We start from the raw sequence: 18,066 nt of genomic DNA, 5'->3' as shown, positions 1-18,066 counted from the left end.
TAGGGAAAATCAACGGGTGCGAGCGATCGCACCCAAAGGAAATGAGATATGCAAAACAATCAAGCCAATATGTCTGTGGGCGTGGTCTTCGCCTTGATGGCCACCCTGCTATGGGGTTCTTACCCGCTGTGGTATAGCCCTCTTAAAGGTATCGATTCGGTCGATGTTCTGGCTGTACGAGTGGTCGGCTCGCTTCTATTTGTTCTGATTCTTCTGGGGATGGCAAAGAACGCCTCGTTCTCTGACGTGAAAGCGTTGTTGAAGGACAAGCGTGCCAGGCTGGTTTTGGCCAGCAGTGCTGCAATCTCTGGTATCTGGTGGCTCACCTACATCATTGGGGTGACCAACAATATGGTTCTGGAAGCTTCGCTCGGCTATTACATCAGCCCGATCTTCTCCGTGATGTTCGGGTTCCTAGTGTTTAAAGAGCGGCCCAGTATGGTCCAATGGTTCGCCATCATCCTGACAGCGGCAGCAATCCTGAACTTGATCGCAGGTTACGGCCAGACGCCTTGGATCGCGCTGATCATTGGCATGTGTTTCTCGCTCTATGCAGCCATCCGAAAGGGTGTAGCCATCAAGCCTCTGCCGGGACTGACGATCGAGTGCGTATTCCTGTTTCCATTTGCTATTGGCTATTTCATCTTCCTGGCGTTTCAGGGCGGTCCGAGCTTTGGTGATGAGACAACCACGACTCAGTGGGCGGTTCTAGCGATCGTTGGCCTGATCAGTGTTCTGCCTTTGTGGTGGTACACCGTCGCCGCGCAGAACCTAGAGATGATCACACTGGCTTTTTTCCAGCTGATTCCGCCGACCTGTAACTTCATCTTCGCGGTTTTCCTCTTTGGTGAAGAATTTACAGAACATCATCAAGTCACGTTCGCACTGGTGTTCCTGGCGAGCCTTGTGTACCTGCTGGATCAGGCGAAAGTTTTTTCACGAAAGACTCTTGCGGCGAGTGAACAATGAAACCAGTGATCGCGATCGTAGGTGCAACCGGAGCCGTTGGCTCCGAGTTCCTGCTGGTCCTGAAAAAGATGGGGTTCAAGTTTGAACAGCTTCATCTTGTCGCCTCAAAGCGCTCTGCTGGCAGAGTCCTGAAAACGGTGTTCGGAGACCATGAAGTCGTTAATATCGAGCAGTTTGATTTCTCTCAGGTGAAATATGCCTTTTTCTCAGCTGGCGGAAATGTCAGCCGGGAATGGGCGCCCAAAGTCGCTGCTCAGGGGGCGATCGTGATTGATAACACGAGCGCATTCCGGATGCAGGATACGGTGCCGTTGATCGTTCCGGAAATTAACCAGTCTGCCTACACAGGCCAGAAGCTGATTTCCAATCCGAACTGCTCGACGATCCAGCTGGTTCGTGCGCTCGCGCCGATTCATGAGCGGTTTGGTGTGCGGAAAGTCATTGCGTCCACCTACCAGGCGGTCTCCGGTGCGGGCAACGAGGGCGTTAATGGCCTTCATGCCTCTTTGATAGATTCAGAGGGCACTGGGAATTCTTCGCCGTTTAGCCGTCCCATTGCCCATAACGTGATTCCTCAAATTGATCGCTTCATGGATAACGGCTTTACCTTTGAAGAGGAGAAAGTCCGGTTTGAGACGCGGAAGATTCTGAACGAGCCGGACATGTTTGTGACTTGCACGGCGGTGCGTGTCCCGGTTTTCCGCGGCCACAGCGTGGCGGCCTACATCGAGACTGACAAGGCGTTCGATATGGGCACAGTTAAGGCGGCACTGGTGGGGAAGGGGATCAAGGTTGCTCACAATCCGGAGGACTTCCCCACCCCTCGGACTATCGAGGACAAAGAAGACGTCTACGTGGGCCGGATCCGTCGAGAGCCGGGCGCCCGCAACGGTTTGTGGTTATGGGTCGTTGCGGACAACCTATGGGTAGGCGCGGCATGGAATGCGGTAAGAATTGCGCAGGAGCTAGAGCGATGAGCAGAGTCCATGTAAAGACGGTTGCACCGTTTGATATCGAGGCCATCGTTGATCTGGTGGCACGTTGCCAAAAGGGCAACTCGCGCAACCTGATCTCGTTCGATCAGCTAGACGATGTCTTGTTTGGGCGCTATCACTGCCTCAAAGCCTTGGTGGCTCGCAAGGATATGCAGATCGTAGGATGCCTCTTTTATCAGATGACGTTTAGCATTGAGCAATGTTGTTACGACATGAAAGAGGTGCACTACTACATTCATGATCGGGAGGACGCAGTAGAGATCCGAAGTGCTCTGCGGGAGAGGCTGGCTGAGCAGCTGGAAGCGGCCAAGCCCTCGCGACGACTTTTGGGCTCGTTTATGGGCTCGGAGGTCTCAGCGTGAGTGGTACCACTCAAGAGTTTTGTCTGGTTTCTGTTCAGCCAAACGAAGCTGGGCTGCTCAAAGAGCTGTTCGTGGAAATGGCGGATGCAATCGAACTGCCACACCCGGTCAGTGCCAAGGAAAGCGACATCCGAGAGAATTTTCTCTCGGGTGAACCTGGACTTGCTTGGTTCATCACCTTCGATGAAGTAATTGTCGGCTACGTTACTGGATACACCGGCATCAATTCTTCCAGCGCACAGCCAATCTTATTCATCGACGATATTTACCTAGAGGAAAGCGTCCGCCGACGTGGTCTGGGAGAGAGGGTCGTCAAAGAGATGAAGACCGTCGCAAAGGGATTGGGGTGTCGAGAGCTGCGATGGCAAGCGCTGAAAACCAATGTTGTCGCTCAGCGCTTTTATCAAAAGATTCGCGCCGACAAGTCGGACGAGGCAATTGATTATGTCATGGCTCTCTGAGTTATCCCCGCTCGCGGTGTCAGGTAGGACGCAATCCTATCGTCCAAGATGCCCAGCAACGCTTGCGCCAAATTGTCCTGATCAATTGCGGAAAACCGCTCAGATACGCGAACCATGAGATAAACGGTAGGCAACGAAGGCAACTGCGTCGACGTTACCTGCTCTAATCCACTGGTCAGACAGGCATCGCCCATAGCTGCGATCACACGGTTTTTATGCAGCAGGTGGTGGATCACGTTGGTATCAGAGCTAGTTGAGACCAAACGATAGTCAATCTCGGCCACTTTGAATCCGCGAATGGCGTGACGGTTAAACAAGCACGAGTCATCGTATAGCACGATGGGCCATGGGTTGCTTGAGACCTCAGCACCTTGGGCTTTCACCCAGACCCCTCGGATCTTTCCGATGACGGAGGCCTCACTGATTAGCGATTCGCTGCTAAACAGCATGATGTCGATCTCACTGTTTTCCCACGCCGTCTTCAGCTCGGCGGTCGGTCGGATTATCAGCTTGGTAGAGAGGTCGGGGACGATCTCCTGAACATGGTTCAGAATCACCATCAAAAAGTCGTTGGCGTAGTCAGTGGGGGTGCCGACAACGAGCGTCAGCGGCTTGCTGCTCTGCAGCAAGCAGTCTTTTGCCTGGCGATTCAGGTCCAGAATGTACTGAGCGAAAGGCAGCAAATCTTTACCGGCTTGCGTCAATATTACATTGCGTCCCTCTCTCTGGAAGAGCTGGGCTTCAAAATCTTCCTCCAGCCGCTTCATTTGTGCGCTTATCGCCGCATTGGTTCTAAATCGTTTCTCTGCAACTTTGGCGAACGAGCCAAGTTCGGAAAACAAAACGAAAGATTCCAGCGATCCAATATCCATGGGTTACAACCTCCTTAAACGCGTTTGCGAAATTCACGATCAATCTTAGGGGGAGTATCTAGCAAAAAACACTGCTAATTGATTAGTTATTTTCCGTTTTTTTTAACACAGTGCTCGATGGCGTGATCGAGTTGGCAGATTCACAGCCCGAGCAAATTACGGTTGGTTTTGTAGTGGTCAACTAATCCAGGACAGTATTTTAAGGTTTTCCTCAGCAACAACAGGCGAAATGCCACCGTTGAATGCGTGAGGTCTCTGCCGGTTGTAGTAGTCCATCAGATAGCTACCAACATCTTTTTGGGCCTCCGGCAGATTCCGGTATCCCAGGGCCGGTACCCACTCAGATTTCAGACTCCGGAACAGTCTCTCCATCGGGGCATTTTCCCAGCAGTTGCCACGCCGGCTCATGCTTTGGGTCATTCGATAACGCCAGAGCCTCTGACGGAACTTACGACTGGGATACTGGCTTCCCTGGCAAAAAGGGGTCAGATCTATTTTCACCGCCCCAGAATACACTCCCTCGAATACTTCTGACTGACCTCCCTTCGCTCCGCCCTCCAGCGATTACCCTGGGAGACGGTATAGCCGCTGCGGAGTTTGGCGTCTAGTACGTCGATGCGGCGGTTGTAGCGATCACACTTGGCCTGTAGCTGAGCCTGTTCCCGTTGTCGGTCTTCCCGCTGTTCTCTGCGGCGGGCAAGTACCTGTTCCCGTTCCTGGTCGACCCGGTCGAGCTGTCGGTTAACGTTGCCCACGATGGTGCTGCGGCTGCGGCCGCTCAAGCGTTCGTATCGTTTACAGGCGCTTTCCCGGTAGATGCGGCTTTGTTCCGAGCGATCCTTTACGAATTCCGCATGCCAGAACCGGCACATGTCCCTGGAGGACCGGGCCGCCGAGCTGAGGGTGTTGCGGCGGTTGTTATCGTTGGTGCGGTTCGATCGGGAGGGCTGATTGCTGTCCCAGGGAGGCACGGTCGGCGCTACGCTGGCGACGTAGGGGTGGACAGTGTTGTCTGGCGTGTTCTGGTTGTCGAAGACGATCCAGTCTTCCCCGGCAATGGTGATGGTCAGGCCATTCAGGTCGATACCGATGTCCCGCGCCAGCTCGACGGCACTGTCTTCCATAAAGAAGACAGCCGTTACGGCCAGGATCAACAGGATGACGAGTTGAGCGGCGACTACCGCGAGGAAGATCTTTAGAAAACCCACAGTCAGCTCCGTTGACGGGTGATTCGTCCGTTGATCAGTAGATACTAACCTACAGGGTTGGGTTCGCTAAGGGGGGAGGATGTAAAAGAGTGTTATGTCTTGAAGGCCTGAGAAATTTCCCAGGCCTTACTGCTGAGGAACACGGCGATTAGCTGGTGTAGAAGCTCACCAGTTGTACGTTCCCGATTGCACCACTGTCGAGGTTTCCGCCGGTGACCTGAGTGATGTACTCGGAGTTGTCGGCGGTCCAGGTGGAGGTGTTGGTTTTGCTACCCCAGGGACAATCCCAGTAGTAGTTACCCACATGCGAACTGCCATGGTAAAGATCAAAAGAGCCTTCCGTGCCGGAAGCTGAGTCTGACCGTCCGCACGAACTGATGGTGAACTTCTCTCCGGCTTTGATCACTTTCCCCTCAATATCTTCCGGGGATACCTCGTTGTCTTTACTGCCAGAGTAGAACTTACCCCAATCACTGGTGACGTTTTTAATGGTTACATCATAGTTTTTGGGTTCTATGGTAATACTAATCCATTGCGCATAAGCCATATCATTCATCCTTTTATGATTCATCAACATGCTTATCACTACAACAGACTACTTGAGACAAGCTAAAATAAGATAGTCCATCAGGTTTGATTGGGCAAAGTCGAACAGGGGATTTAGTGGCCGAGGAGTTGGATGAAATTTGAATAAGAATCTTCTTTTTATAGCGATGTGCGCGAACGCTTAGAAGTTCTTGTTCAGTCAGGCCTTATTTTTACATTCCAGTGCCGGGGCGTTCCAACTCTAATACTTCTCCAACCCATATACTGGCGATACTTCATTATAAAAGCCGGTTTTTCCATTAAAGACTATATCCAGCTCTCCCGGTGCCATATTTTTCCCAAGACCTTGATTTCTCAGTTGGTCGATCAGGCCTCTCGGGCATTACATGTCCCCGGTCAACCCAACCGCAATGATATGTATAACTCAGCCGACTCCAACCTTTAGAGTTTGGCACAATATCTGATCTTTCAGCCATACGAAATTCATCTTTAAAATTTCTCTATATTGACCTTACTTGGACAAATACTTCGCACCCACTGGAACCACAACTGTGTTCAAATAAAAATCTATGCACATAATCACTCCCCTTATTCTTACACAGCAACCCAGGACTTGAACTTAGCTCCATGTCACCAGGCTCATAAAACCCATTTTTTTCGCACTGATTTATATAATACTCTCTTGCCAAAAATACAGCCGCTTCGTCTTCAACCATAAAGCCAACAGAGGCAATATAGGGTTTATTCCCATCAAGGTTTATCAACTCCACTTCTCCGCTCGCGCCATAAGGGTCAGGGATTGAAAACTCGTCCAAGACTTCTTGTGCCGGGTGCCCAGGAAACAAGGTTATTTCAACGCCCGACAAGTTGACTGATTGCCCCTTGATAACGAAAGGCAAGGCAAGAACGATCAAAAAAGCCACAAAAAAAGAAATGATCAACTTATTTTTCATATCCCTATGATCCCCAAGGTAATTGTGAGCGCCCCCAGCTCACGGAACCGGCGACAAGACTATATCAATAGTATCGGAGTGTCGTAGAGGATGTCGTTCAAGACTATAGAACCAGAACTATCCCTGGCAGCGTCACACCAATAGGCAGGTATCGCGTCCGGCCTGACTTCCTGTCGGCCTCAGAATCAACTAATGCGATTTAGAGCAGCTTCTTTAGCGGGATGCCAACGTCCCCCTCGATTGTCTGATACTCGTCCTTCACGTATTCAAGAAACTGGGTGAGTTGGACCAGGTGCTCTTCATAGTCAGCTCGGTTTCGTAGTGTTTCGCTTGTGAGCAAGCGCTCATTGTATCGAACGGCATCTCTGACAGCAGACACCAGCATTGGCGCCCATGATTTTGGAATTTCCATAAGGCTTAGCACACCTTTACATTTTCTGAAAAATAAACTGATACCCTAAACGTTGACTCAGCTTGAAATATCTACCTGCCTCCTTCCTTTATCCTTTCTTCTTAGCGTCTTCAATGTAAATTTTCTCGAAGCGCTCCCAATTGTAAAGAGCTTCCGGGTTAAAATCCTGCCCATCAGGCCACTCTAGGTTCCCGCCGTCATTAAGCTCCACCTTCCGGAAATATTCCAGATCCAGAAGTTGCGCCATCCATCCTTCACCAATGACAGATTCAAAGTTTATAGTTTGAGCTTTACCATCTTTGAAAATGATCTTAATCGTATAATTTCCGACGAGTTCAAAACCAACTATTGCCATATCATCTAGATAAGACATATTAAAAACCTGAAAAACTTTATCTCAATTAAAAAATGGCGCAGCAATAACCAAATGTAGCTCAGAAAAAAAACGGCCAGACTGAAGCCCAGATTAAATTGATTTTTTATCGATTTTGGCGACGATTGAGTCTAGCGCCATTAGGTCATTTGCCTTTCCCATGTATTCGTCACTGTCTTCATCCATACCCTTCAGCTCTTCACGCTCTGTTTCGATTTTTTGCTTCAAGCATTGCCTGATATAACGCAGCTCAACTGTTGAAAACATAGCTACCCCGCTTAAGAATCAGGAGCCGCAGAAGCACGATAGTGGTATCGAGCGTCAGTTTCACCGGACCATTGGAATACATCGTCTTCTATGATTACCCTGTAGCCCGTCAAAGTTAGCCCTCCCTGATTTCAACTGCCGGGTCTTCGATTTCCGGAGCGATGTCACCGTCACTGTTCGTTTCTTTCGCATTTGCTTTCTTATCATGCTCCCCCACGATGTAAGCAATTACACAAAATGCTACAAAGGCAAAAATGATTGAGCCTAAAAAGATCTTTCCCAGCAGGCCATCCTTTGCGAAGAGCAAAAGCCAAAACCGACAATACCTCCGCCCCACCCCAAGCTCATCAACGTATCCAGAAGGCTGTTCGTCCATACCGGCACATGAGGACGTCTGGAGAAGAACAAGGAAAGTGTTGATGCCGAGACACTGATCGGCACATCCGCTGTAAAAAGGATTGCCGCAATTGCTGTGAACTGATTCGGTTCACCGAAGCTCCCTTGCAATAACATCAGCAGCGTGGCAACAGAGAAGGCAGCAAGGCCGCTCGTCATTGCTCGAAATTCGTTGTGAAGCGCGGGCTTAATAGCGACAGTCTCAGCGGGCATGTATCGTCCTTGTGCGGCTGGGTTGAAAATCGCCGGTGGCAGCCAGAGGATAACAAAGGCTTCAGCGCCAAGTATCAACCGAATCGTGGCCTTGTGTGGCTTGGCGCAGGATTTTGTTAACGTAACCTGTTGATTATACTAAGCATTCCGCTTATTCTCCGAATTGAACCCCCAGTATCGGTGGTTCGACCCCACCCCCTCCAGGCACCACGAATCCAACAACTTAGCCCGCCGCTGCGAATGGCACATACCTGGTCCTGAGCTAATCTCACGATTAACTTTGCAAACATTTTACAAAGCCAACCAAAAATCACGACCAAGATGTCGTATACCGTTCTGGTGGACGATCAAATGACTCGAAGGGAAGCGGCTGCCAAAGGAAAAATCGATGAGTGCTTTTTGGGGAAACCTTGCTGTAGGAAAGAAGCTGGCTTTCAGCTTTGCGGCTCTGGTGCTGCTGATCCTGATCGTCTCGGTCGTGAGCATCACCTCGCTCAACGACTACAACCACCGCGTGTCGATACTGAAACAGGCCAACAAGGCAGAGATCTCGCTTTTGGAAGCTGAGCGGGAGGAGAAAAACTATCGCATTCACGAGAATGCCGAGTCCGTTGATCGAGCCACCGACTATCTGACGCAAACCAACGCCGCTCTGGCAGCGCTGGTGGCGCTGATCGACAACGAAAAAGACAGGTACCTGGTCGAACAGATACGCGCCGATGTCGAAGACTATCAGTCTCTGCTGAGCACCTACACGGCGAGCATATCCGCCGGGGCAGCAAACACCGCTTCCATCGAAGAACAGCTGTACGAAGCCGCTCACAACGCCATCGGCAAAACGGAGGAGTTGAAGGAACGGGAACGTATCCTGATGGAAGCGCGCTATGACCTGACGGTTATCGAAATCATCGGCATTACCGTCCTGGCAATGTTGGTTGCAGCCATCGTGGCATGGGCGTTGACACGCTCAATAACGCGCGCGATCCGCGAAACACTGACCATTGCCAACAAGGTCGCGGCGGGCGATCTCACCGTGGACAGTCGTAGCAATCGCGGTGACGAGTTCGGCCTGCTGCTGACCGCGTTTGGCATGATGGTCACCAATCTCCGCGGGCTGATTCAGGAAATCAATCAGGGGGCTTCCAGTATCGCTTCGGCATCGGAGGAACTGTCCACCGTTACCCATCAGACCAACATGGGGGTCGCCGAACAGAAGTCGCAAACAGACCAGGTTGCCGCCGCGTTGAACCAGATGGTGGCAACGGTCAGCGAAGTCGCCAGAAGTGCCGAAGCCGCCTTTCAGTCCACGAACCATTGCAGCGATAAGACCGAAAGTGGCACAGCGGCGACAAACGAAACCCTCAATTTTGTATCCGAGCTGAACTCGCAGAGCACCTCGGTGATGCAGCAACTCAATACTCTGAAAGCGGAAACCGATAATATCGGTACGGTGCTGGATGTCATCAAAGCGGTTGCGGAGCAGACCAACCTATTGGCGCTGAATGCTGCGATTGAGGCTGCCCGCGCCGGGGAGCAGGGGCGCGGCTTCGCCGTGGTGGCGGACGAGGTAAGATCGTTGGCCAAGAGAACACAAACGTCGGCAGTGGAAATAGAAGCGCTGATCGGCAATCTGCTGACCAGCGCCGAAACGGCGGTGTCGGGCATGGGGCAAGGACACAAGCTGGCGCAGCAGACACTGGAACGGGCAGAACTGGGCGGCACGGCGATTCAGGCCATAGCGGAAGCCGTTGAAGAAATACGGCGTTACAACAGCCAGATCGCCACTGCCGCAGATCAACAGATCTCCGTTACCGAGGACATCAATAAGAACATGACTCAGATCCGCGACATCGGCGACCAGTCTGCCGCCTCCACAGAGCAGGTATCCGCAGCCAGCGAGGAGCTGGCAAGACTTGCCGAAGGCCTCCACACGCAGATAGCCCAGTTCCGATACTGATCAAGGCGGCGAGTATTCCCGGGATGCGCGGAAACGTTTAGCCGCGCCTACTTCTTTCGCGCCTTTACCGGCCGATAAGCCCGAATCCCGGCATCCCCTGCGGTGCCTTTCTTGATTTCAAAGAAGTCCTCATGATCGGAGAACAGGTCCGACAACTTCTTCGCGCCATAGGTACGCGGGTCAAAATCGGGTTTGGCCCGCTTCAGGAACGATCCTGCCGCCCCCAGGTTGGCCCAGCCCTGGTCATCCTGAACATGGTCCCAGGCGCGTCGCAGCAAGCGAACGATTTCGGGGACAGTCTCTGCAGCGCGGGATTGTTTGACAGGCTGGGACTGGGGCTCATGGTCGTCTACCTGATCAACCACAAGGTTTTCGGTGAGCAGGAAGTCGTCACAGGCACTGCGAAAAGACGTCGGTGTCTTGCTCTCGCCGAAGCCAAACACGTAGATTTCGTCTTCTCGAAGTCTGGACGCGAGCTTGGTGAAGTCGCTGTCGCTGGAGACCAAAGCGAAGGCGTCGAACTTGCGGGAGTATAGTAAGTCCATCGCATCGATGATCATTGAGGCATCGGTGGCGTTTTTGCCCCTGGTATAGGCGAACTGCTGCACCGGCTGAATGGCGAGCTCATTCAGCATGGTTTTCCAGTTCTTGAGCGAATCAATGGACCAGTCGCCATAGGCCCGCTTGGTCACCACGTGGCCATGGGAGGACAGTTCTTCCAGTATGAGCGGAAGCTTGGACAGCTGAGCGTTGTCCGCGTCGATCAGTACGACGATTTTCTTGTGCTGATCCAGATCTTTCATTGAGCCACTCCTTTCCCTGACGGAACCCTGCCCACGACAGAACAGCGTTTATAGCCCACCAGCATACCCCAGCGCGAGCCACCGGCTGAACAGGCCCGACATCAAGTCACCGCGCCCCGTCAGCCTTCAACCTCTCCACCGGCCCGATGATCTCCAGACTTTCCGATGAGCGGATTGGCTCAATAACCAGAGGCTGCCGAATCCGGGAAATCAGCAGTGGTTCTAATGGGTCGGTGGTGGTCAGATCGGGATCAAGCCACAGATCGTACTCGTCTTTCGTCAGCATCAGCGGAATGCTCTTGCTGTGGATATGACTGAACCGGGGATGAGGCGGCAGGGTGACGATGGTAAATGAGGTGACCGCTTCGCCATTGAAGTGCCACACTTCGTAAAGGCCAGCGAAAGCGATGGCCCCCTCTGCCAAGCGAATGTTATGGCACTGTTTGCTACCCCGCTCGCCGACCCACTCATGAAAGCCACTGGCGGGAACAATCGCGCGCTGGTAGCGAAAGCGTTTTTGCCATAGTGGGCTGCTGCCCAGTTTTCCCGCACGGGCGTTAAACGTACTGTACCTGGGTGACGGGCGGTAGCCTGAGCCATCTGGGCGAGGCTCAATCAGAAGGGACCAGTAGGCATCGTCCAACAGACGCTGCCCTTCCCGGTGATAGACAATCTGCCCCTTGCCACCAGGGGCGATGTTGTAGCGGGTTTGTGGGTAGAGCTGGATGCCCAGAATGTCCATCAAATGACGGACGTCCGGATCATCAATCACATTGTAGCGGCCGCACATGAGGGCCCTCATTTATTGAGGCTTTTACTTAAGGAGCCTCATTCCCATCCGAAGTTCAAGTTTGGTACCGGCAATCAGCCGGACGAATAGTTCGTCTATCGACTGAATGCCGGCATTCGTTCCGGGGACCGTAACCCTGCTGGCTCTCGGCCTGCTGCTCGGCGCAACACGCCGGCGCCAAGCACTGGCACCGGCCTGACGCCTCTCCGGACCGGCAGGGATCGCCGTCCTTTTCCTCTTCCTTTTTCGATCCCGATTAAAGAATGGCTCAATCCAGAGCCAGGTTGCTCACTCCTGACTTGAGCCAACACTGGGTATCGTCATTGTCGCAGGTATGGGTGATGAAGCCGTCAAAGTCGAAGCGGTAATACAGGGTATCACCAACAACCTGGATGCCTCTCACCACCGAATCTCGCGGCCGGTCCAGCTTCAGCAGCGGTTCGACCTTGCCGTCGTCACTCACTTCGTAGATCACCCCATAGCCATAATTGAGTTGGCTGCCGGTATCGGCCTGGCCGTAGCCTGACTTACCCGCAATCAGCAAGCGACCACCGTCAGTCAGTAGCGCATCGTACGCGACGTCTTCGTCGTGGATATGGAGCAGTTGCGACTGGGTGGTTTCGCCGGAAGTACTGTCTACCCTGGCCACGTAACCATCCCACTCAGTGGTACCGCCAGCCGCATCCGCTTTCTCGTGAAGCGTGGAACCGGTCAGCACCAGCTCATCGGATTGCCAGAACAGGGCATTAATCCCTTCACTGTGATCCCGCATACCAGCCAGGAATGCCCGCTCCGGCTGACCCTCCGGGCTGAGAACCGTGACACCGATATCAGCACCTGGGTTGGCATCCAACAGCGGTTGCTCGAAATGGGCGTTGTAGACAGCAACGTCTTCGTCAAAAAGTTCGTAGGCCACCGCAACGGAACCATCCTCACGAATGGCCAGACGGCTGTCGTTGCTCAGGCTTTCTCTGTAAAGCCAGGGGTAGGCGGGCATCAACTGCTGATCCCAGGCCACCGTCAGGTCGGAGTTCAGGCGATAGACCTTAACGCCATAGGTATGTGCCAGCAGGTAAGGCACACCATCCTGAACCTGTAACCGGGCAAACCCGTTGAGGGGCAGTTGGGGACGATCGTCATGGCTCAAAGCCTCAAATACCGAATAAGAGACCTCTTTTGTCGCCAGATCGTAGGAGTAATAATTGAGTTCGGTTTCGTCCGGCGCATCCTCCAGCCAGCGCTGCTGAAGCACTTCGCCGTTACCGTCTAGCTGGGTAAGGCGCAGTTCATAGAATTCAGCACTGTCATCCACCTCCTGATCCGGCGTTGCCCCGATGAACCGGCCAGTTGCCACAGCCTCCAGCACCAGAATGCGGTTGGCCTCCAGCATCGCCATATCCACAATCACCGCACCATCGTCAGGCTGGTGGCTGAAGATCTGCTGGGCACCCACATGACATTGCAGGCTCTGCGCCCAGCCAGGCTGCCAGTTCCAGGTTGTATACAGGTCGTTGCCATAGCCGCCCAGGCGCCTTATGTCGCACCAGACACCGTCTTCATTAACGTCCAGATGGGTTACTTGCGACTGGTAGGCCAGCGTCAACGCAAACGCCACGTCGCGGTTGTAGGGAGACGGTGCCGGCGCGATGTCCACCAGATCACCATTGGCCGGTGGCTGTGGTACATCACCGGGCTGATCGACCGGTTTCTCATTTGCGGGGGAATCACTGCCGGAACCGCACGCAGCAAGCACCCCCGCCAACAACAGAGCCGGGGCCAGACGCATCATTTTCAAAATTGCTCTCCCTGAAAAACTAACAGATGAAGTTACTGCCATTTCCATGATTAATCGACAGAAAATCAGAATGGCGACAAACTCGACACAAGCCCGAGACACAAGGCACCGCGTCAGGAAACGACTCATAAAACACCATCCAGAACTATCTGTCACCTTTTGTGACACACTAATTTTCGAGAGTGACCACCCACTATCAATGCGCGCTCTTTAACTCGCGGAAACCGACTCACATCCACCGCGGCAGTCAAAGCGTAATAACTTTTGGACTACAATTACTGTGCTTTTGTGGATACCGCGACCACCATGCGTCCTGTTGCTCTATGGCTTGTCTTTACACTCCTCACCCTCGTGGCTCAATCCAGCCGCGCTGAAACCGTGCACCTTACTTCGCTGGAATGGCCACCTTACAGCGGTGCCGATTTACCCGAGAACGGCGCTTCCATTGCCGTGGCCAGGGCGGCCTTCGAGGCCATGGGGCATCAGCTTGATGTGGACTTCTTCCCCTGGTCCCGAACCATTGCCACCGCCCGCCAGGAATCCCGCTACGTCGGTTATATTCCAGAGTATTTCCTGGAATCGGAGGCGTTCTCCGTCTCAGGGAGCATCGGGGACAGCCCGCTTGGGCTGGTGGAATCTACGGCCAGGCCCATCGAATGGCGAACCGTTGCAGACCTGCGAGGCTATCGACTCGGTGTGGTTCAGGATTACATCAATACCCCCGAACTGGACGGGGCGATTGCACGAGGAGAGATCGAAGCGCATCCGGTGCTGACGGACACCCAGAATATCCTCAAGGTGGCAGCAGGAAGGGTCGATGCGGCGGTGATTGATCGCTACGTGCTGGACTACCTGACCCTTCACGATCCATGGGCCAGTGGCGCCAAAGATCAGGTTCGGATGAATCCAAAGTTACTGGCCCGGCGCTCTCTGCACATCGCCTTTGAGACAACGCCAGCGGGCCAGCGCTGGCAACGGGTGTTCAATCAGGGCATCGAGAAGATAGACGTCAACGCCATCGTAGAGCGTTATTTTGAGAGATATCTGAATCAGCCACCGCCCCAGCCCTCTGACAGAGCCGGAACGGGGCTTTCGGATTAGTGGATTCGGCAGGCTATTGCGTCACGCACGCTTCTACCAAATCGTTCACATCCGACTTGCTGTAGCTTCGGGAGACGCCATCCAGGGTGACGACCAATTCATCCGGGCCCACCAGCTCAGCATCAGCGGTCTTCTCGGTTGCGGTGAGACGAAGCTTACCGGCAATGTAGGGTTCATTGGACGAAGTCTGCTGCAGTGGCGCGAGGGTTTCCAGATCAACCACACCACCACCGCATTCGTAGGTCCAGCGGATACCCCAGCGACCATCCAGGGTTGTTTCCATATTCCCTGAGCCACCTACAAAAGTGACATCACGAGCGAGGTAGTCCGACAGGGGCAACGACTGATCGTAACTGTCGTAGATTGATGGCCACTGACCCAGCTGCATCTGTACATTCAGAGTGCCGTCACCGTATGGGTTGGCAAACCGAGTGGCCACAACCACATGGCTGTAACGCTTAAGGCTACTGGGAGCACGTTTCTGGTGATACCAGCCAAGAAGCTCAAGCGCCGTTTCATCAGCGCCATCGATGGTCAGAGGGCCCCCTGCGCCAAACGCCATGAAGGCTAACTCCTCCTGATCATTTACAAGAGGCGGGGGCTCGCTGGCGGCCCCAAACACTCCATCGATGAGCTCTCCATCGCTGACACAATGTTCAGCACGATGACCTGCGGAACCCGTCAACGCTTTGTCGTTCAGGAACGGTGTCGGAACGGGTACTATTTCCGCTGGCTGCGCGAGAAAGCCTCCCGCTTCGTTACAGGTCGCTCCGTAGAGAGGGCCGTCATCTGCCCGCAACTGTTCTTCATCAAACGAGCTGGCGCTGGCCAGATCAAACAACAGAGTGCCAGCGATAACCGCCGCATCATCAGAAGAACTGAACTCAGCTTCGGCGATTGGCACTAACTCGAGGCGCTCACTAGGTACAGGATCTGGATCAGGGCTTGGGCTATCATCAGAATCACTACCACACCCTCCAAGAACTAAGCTGACAACCACAACCGGAGCAAAAAAGGACCAGCCCCGCGAGCCCGTCATCACGAAGGTACTTTTCATAACTAACTATCCTTGTTGGTTTTTTACACTCTGGCAGTAAAGCATTTACAACCAGTCCCAACAAGTCCGGTTAGGGGACTCAGATCACTCCGCCACGCAAACCTGATTGCGACCGCCGTTTTTGGCCTGGTAGAGGGCGTCGTCGGCCTTGCGGAGGATTCTCTGGTAGTCGGGGTGGCCATCGTAGAGGGCCAGGCCCATGCTAGCGGTGATGTTGAGTTTTTGATTGTTGGGCAGCAGCAACGGGTCTGCGGCCAGCTGGGTGCGCATCTGCTCGGCCACCCGCAGGGCGCTGTCGGGTTTGATGTCCACCAGGATGATCAGGAATTCCTCCCCGCCCATGCGGAACAGGAAGTCGCCACTGCGGCAGCTGTTGGTCAGATGGGTGGCAACCTGCTGCAACACCAGGTCACCGGATTCGTGGCCATAGCGGTCATTGACGTTCTTGAAGTGATCGATATCCACCAGCAGTGCGGCAAAGCCCCGGTTGCTCTTGCGGCAGAACTGGATCTCCCGGGTCAGCACCGCAGGCAGGAACTTACGGTTGAGCAGGCGGGTCAGCACGTCCTTACCGGACTCCAGTTCCATGCTCTGGTCAAACAGGGTTTCCAGGTGATAGTGGATGCCCTTGGCCTGGCCACGAATCTCCCGCAGCTTTTCCACCCGCTCTAGTGTCTCCAGAGCATCCAGGTTGAACAGGGGCAGCAGGACGTGATCAATCTCCGCCATCGCCTCCATGATCAGGTCGGTTTCCGCTGCGCCCTGGAACGCGTGAGCACCTTTATGGCGGAACCACAGACCAAACTCCGAATCCTCAATCCGCGGCAGTTTGTGGGCGGCGATGCCCATGGCGGAATCGAACATCAGGCTGTTTTCCCAGTCCAGCAATGCGGCTTTCTGCTTCTCCCGCTCAGTGGACAGGTTCTGGCTGATCGAGAACAGCCGGTAGGCCTCGCTGGTGCGCGCCTTGCGATCGTGGGATACGGCGTAGGCCTGGCTCATCATTTCCATCGCCAGGTCCATCAGGTTACAGAACAGCCCGAAACAGTGGCGGTGGTCTTCCACCGGCACGTCCACCGCCTGGCCGAGCAACTCCCGGAACCGGTCCTTGAGGGTGCGAGCCCCCCGCAGCACCAGATGCACCGGCACATCAATGCGGGCGTGAATCTCCCCCACCTTGATCTGCTGGGCGATCACCGCCCGCATGTCGTAATGCTCATCGACCGTGCACAGGCGCTCCAGCCAGGTCTTCATGGAACCATGGAGGCGATGGCGTACCTGATCGTGGGACAGGAACACACTGGCGCTCTCGTCTTCCATCATCACCTGGTAGAAGTGGTCAGCCAGCACCTGGGAATGACGGTTCACCACCCGTGCCAGTTCTGCAAGGCTGGTGTCACTCTCCGCCCCCAACAGGGCTTCCCAATCGGCGACGATATTCTCGGACAAGGCGCTCACGACAGTACAGAACCTCTTCAGTGGCGAACGGATGGCTTACACGGCAGGAACAGGAATGGGCCCAGACTCGGACAGGACTGCCAGAAAAACGGATTCAGGGATGTGAACCGCCACAAAGTATAGAGAAACATCAAAGCGAAGGAAATCCGAAGGCATCGCCGGTGACAATGTATGAAATCAGGCCCGTTCACCTTAGGTTAACGCCCGTACGCATATGATTGATGGACCCATCACCACCCGGCAAGCTACGGTAATTCGAACTGTCGGAGCCACCAAGCCACCAGCAATGGCACGACCCATGCTTGGCTCCACCCCACCGCTGTCAAGGAGACGACCGATGACCACGCTGTACATCGCCAACAAGAACTACTCGTCCTGGTCCCTGCGCGCCTGGCTATTGATGAAAGAACTCGCCATTCCGTTTGAAGAACGATTACTGCCGTTCGGGGATGACAGCGCCTGGGGGCCATTCCGTGCGCTTGGGGGCGGCGGCAAGGTACCGACCCTGCAACAGGGTGATTTGCTGGTGTGGGATTCACTCGCCATTGTCGAGCACCTGGCGGAACGTCATCCCCAGGTCTGGCCCTCCCGCACCGACAACCGGGCCTGGGCCCGCAGCGCTTGCGCCGAAATGCATTCCGGCTTTACCACCATGCGCGACCTGTGTTCCATGAACATTGCCCTGCGCGTGGAGTTGACCGAGCGCCCTGCCGACCTGGTCCGGGATATCGAGCGAATCCACCAACTCTGGCTGGAGGGACTGGAACGCTTTGGCGGCCCTTTCCTGGCCGGCGACCGATTCTCGGCGGTGGATGCGTTCTACGCCCCCATCGTGCTGCGCTTTGAAACCTATGGGTTGTGCCAGGATACACAGGTACAGGCGTACATGGACCAGATCCGCGCCCTGCCGGCGCTGGAGGACTGGTGTCGTCAGGCCCTCGCCGAGCCCTGGGTGGACCCGGAGCATGAAGCGGATTGTGTGCAATGCGGTCGCGTGCTTGAAGACCACCGCCAGGGTGATCCAGTCACAGCCTGATCCGGCCAGACAACGTACCACCCGGCAGAATCGTACCTCCCG

General features: G+C 54.2%; 19 protein-coding genes and 1 pseudogene. 7 read left to right on the top strand and 13 right to left on the bottom strand.

What is annotated here, in order from left to right; translation table 11 throughout:
- Positions 1-48: 48 nt before the first annotated feature.
- Genes rarD through MLD24_RS00280 form a run of 4 tightly spaced genes read left to right on the top strand, consistent with a single transcriptional unit; the run spans position 49 to position 2,787 of the window.
- A complete protein-coding gene (rarD, locus tag MLD24_RS00295) occupies positions 49-969 on the top strand; it encodes an EamA family transporter RarD (RefSeq protein WP_248163144.1) in 921 nt (306 codons plus the stop codon).
- Positions 966-1,946, top strand: coding sequence for an aspartate-semialdehyde dehydrogenase (locus tag MLD24_RS00290; RefSeq protein ID WP_248163143.1), 981 nt, complete (start codon positions 966-968; stop codon positions 1,944-1,946). The genes rarD and MLD24_RS00290 overlap by 4 nt, the downstream gene beginning before the upstream one ends.
- A complete protein-coding gene (locus tag MLD24_RS00285; protein WP_248163142.1) occupies positions 1,943-2,326 on the top strand; it encodes a hypothetical protein in 384 nt (127 codons plus the stop codon). Before MLD24_RS00290 ends, MLD24_RS00285 begins: the two co-directional genes overlap by 4 nt.
- The gene (locus MLD24_RS00280; protein ID WP_248163141.1) at positions 2,323-2,787 is read left to right on the top strand and encodes a GNAT family N-acetyltransferase; all 465 of its coding nucleotides are present in this window, start codon (positions 2,323-2,325) and stop codon (positions 2,785-2,787) included. The genes MLD24_RS00285 and MLD24_RS00280 overlap by 4 nt, the downstream gene beginning before the upstream one ends.
- Here the strand turns inward: MLD24_RS00280 and MLD24_RS00275 are convergent.
- The 8 genes and pseudogenes from MLD24_RS00275 to MLD24_RS00240 all read right to left on the bottom strand — a co-directional run bounded on the left by MLD24_RS00275 (position 2,769) and on the right by MLD24_RS00240 (position 7,794).
- Complete coding sequence (locus MLD24_RS00275; RefSeq protein ID WP_248163140.1) at positions 2,769-3,659, bottom strand: LysR family transcriptional regulator; 891 nt, start codon at positions 3,657-3,659, stop codon at positions 2,769-2,771. The two genes, MLD24_RS00280 and MLD24_RS00275, sit on opposite strands and share 19 nt — an antisense overlap.
- Positions 3,660-3,836: 177 nt before the next feature.
- Positions 3,837-4,133: pseudogene (locus MLD24_RS00270) on the bottom strand (integrase core domain-containing protein); the annotation flags it as partial.
- A gap of 23 nt (positions 4,134-4,156) precedes the next feature.
- The gene (locus MLD24_RS00265) at positions 4,157-4,867 is read right to left on the bottom strand and encodes a hypothetical protein (protein WP_248163139.1); all 711 of its coding nucleotides are present in this window, start codon (positions 4,865-4,867) and stop codon (positions 4,157-4,159) included.
- Between the two features lie 148 nt (positions 4,868-5,015).
- Positions 5,016-5,414, bottom strand: coding sequence for an aegerolysin family protein (locus MLD24_RS00260; protein WP_227174072.1), 399 nt, complete (start codon positions 5,412-5,414; stop codon positions 5,016-5,018).
- A 499-nt stretch (positions 5,415-5,913) separates the two neighbouring features.
- On the bottom strand, positions 5,914-6,366 hold the full coding sequence (locus tag MLD24_RS00255; protein ID WP_248163138.1) for a hypothetical protein: 453 nt from the start codon (positions 6,364-6,366) through the stop codon (positions 5,914-5,916).
- A 500-nt stretch (positions 6,367-6,866) separates the two neighbouring features.
- Positions 6,867-7,151, bottom strand: coding sequence for a DUF2442 domain-containing protein (locus MLD24_RS00250; RefSeq protein ID WP_248163137.1), 285 nt, complete (start codon positions 7,149-7,151; stop codon positions 6,867-6,869).
- 93 nt (positions 7,152-7,244) lie between these two features.
- On the bottom strand, positions 7,245-7,418 hold the full coding sequence (locus tag MLD24_RS00245) for a hypothetical protein (RefSeq protein WP_248163136.1): 174 nt from the start codon (positions 7,416-7,418) through the stop codon (positions 7,245-7,247).
- Positions 7,419-7,533: 115 nt separating this feature from the next.
- Positions 7,534-7,794: a hypothetical protein gene (locus MLD24_RS00240; protein ID WP_248163135.1), complete on the bottom strand. Its 261-nt coding sequence runs from the start codon at positions 7,792-7,794 to the stop codon at positions 7,534-7,536.
- Positions 7,795-8,415: 621 nt separating this feature from the next.
- Here MLD24_RS00240 and MLD24_RS00235 point away from each other — a divergent pair.
- Positions 8,416-9,984, top strand: coding sequence for a methyl-accepting chemotaxis protein (locus MLD24_RS00235; RefSeq protein ID WP_248163134.1), 1,569 nt, complete (start codon positions 8,416-8,418; stop codon positions 9,982-9,984).
- A 47-nt stretch (positions 9,985-10,031) separates the two neighbouring features.
- Here the strand turns inward: MLD24_RS00235 and MLD24_RS00230 are convergent, their stop codons facing one another.
- The 3 genes from MLD24_RS00230 to MLD24_RS00220 form a co-directional block, all read right to left on the bottom strand.
- On the bottom strand, positions 10,032-10,787 hold the full coding sequence (locus MLD24_RS00230; protein ID WP_248163133.1) for an NYN domain-containing protein: 756 nt from the start codon (positions 10,785-10,787) through the stop codon (positions 10,032-10,034).
- A gap of 106 nt (positions 10,788-10,893) precedes the next feature.
- Positions 10,894-11,577 (bottom strand): SOS response-associated peptidase, encoded by a 684-nt coding sequence (locus tag MLD24_RS00225; RefSeq protein WP_248163132.1) that lies wholly within the window; start codon positions 11,575-11,577, stop codon positions 10,894-10,896.
- A gap of 268 nt (positions 11,578-11,845) precedes the next feature.
- A complete protein-coding gene (locus MLD24_RS00220) occupies positions 11,846-13,372 on the bottom strand; it encodes a hypothetical protein (protein WP_248163131.1) in 1,527 nt (508 codons plus the stop codon).
- 378 nt (positions 13,373-13,750) lie between these two features.
- On the opposite strand from MLD24_RS00220, the gene MLD24_RS00215 reads away from it, so the two are divergent.
- Positions 13,751-14,473: a substrate-binding periplasmic protein gene (locus MLD24_RS00215; RefSeq protein WP_248163130.1), complete on the top strand. Its 723-nt coding sequence runs from the start codon at positions 13,751-13,753 to the stop codon at positions 14,471-14,473.
- A gap of 13 nt (positions 14,474-14,486) precedes the next feature.
- On the opposite strand, the gene MLD24_RS00210 is transcribed toward MLD24_RS00215, so the two are convergent.
- Entirely contained in the window at positions 14,487-15,530 is a 1,044-nt protein-coding gene (locus tag MLD24_RS00210) for a hypothetical protein (protein ID WP_248163129.1), read from the bottom strand.
- A gap of 84 nt (positions 15,531-15,614) precedes the next feature.
- Positions 15,615-16,988 carry a GGDEF domain-containing protein gene (locus tag MLD24_RS00205; protein ID WP_248163128.1) on the bottom strand — a complete coding sequence of 458 codons (1,374 nt, stop codon included), beginning with the start codon at positions 16,986-16,988 and terminating at the stop codon, positions 15,615-15,617.
- A gap of 337 nt (positions 16,989-17,325) precedes the next feature.
- Here MLD24_RS00205 and MLD24_RS00200 point away from each other — a divergent pair, with 337 nt between their 5' ends.
- Positions 17,326-18,024: a glutathione S-transferase family protein gene (locus MLD24_RS00200; protein ID WP_248163127.1), complete on the top strand. Its 699-nt coding sequence runs from the start codon at positions 17,326-17,328 to the stop codon at positions 18,022-18,024.
- Positions 18,025-18,066: the final 42 nt, after the last annotated feature.

Origin of the sequence: Marinobacter xestospongiae, assembly GCF_023156385.1 — a bacterium.
In the GTDB taxonomy this organism is placed as follows: Bacteria; Pseudomonadota; Gammaproteobacteria; order Pseudomonadales; family Oleiphilaceae; genus Marinobacter; species Marinobacter xestospongiae.
This window is presented reverse-complemented; position numbering and strand designations above follow the sequence as displayed.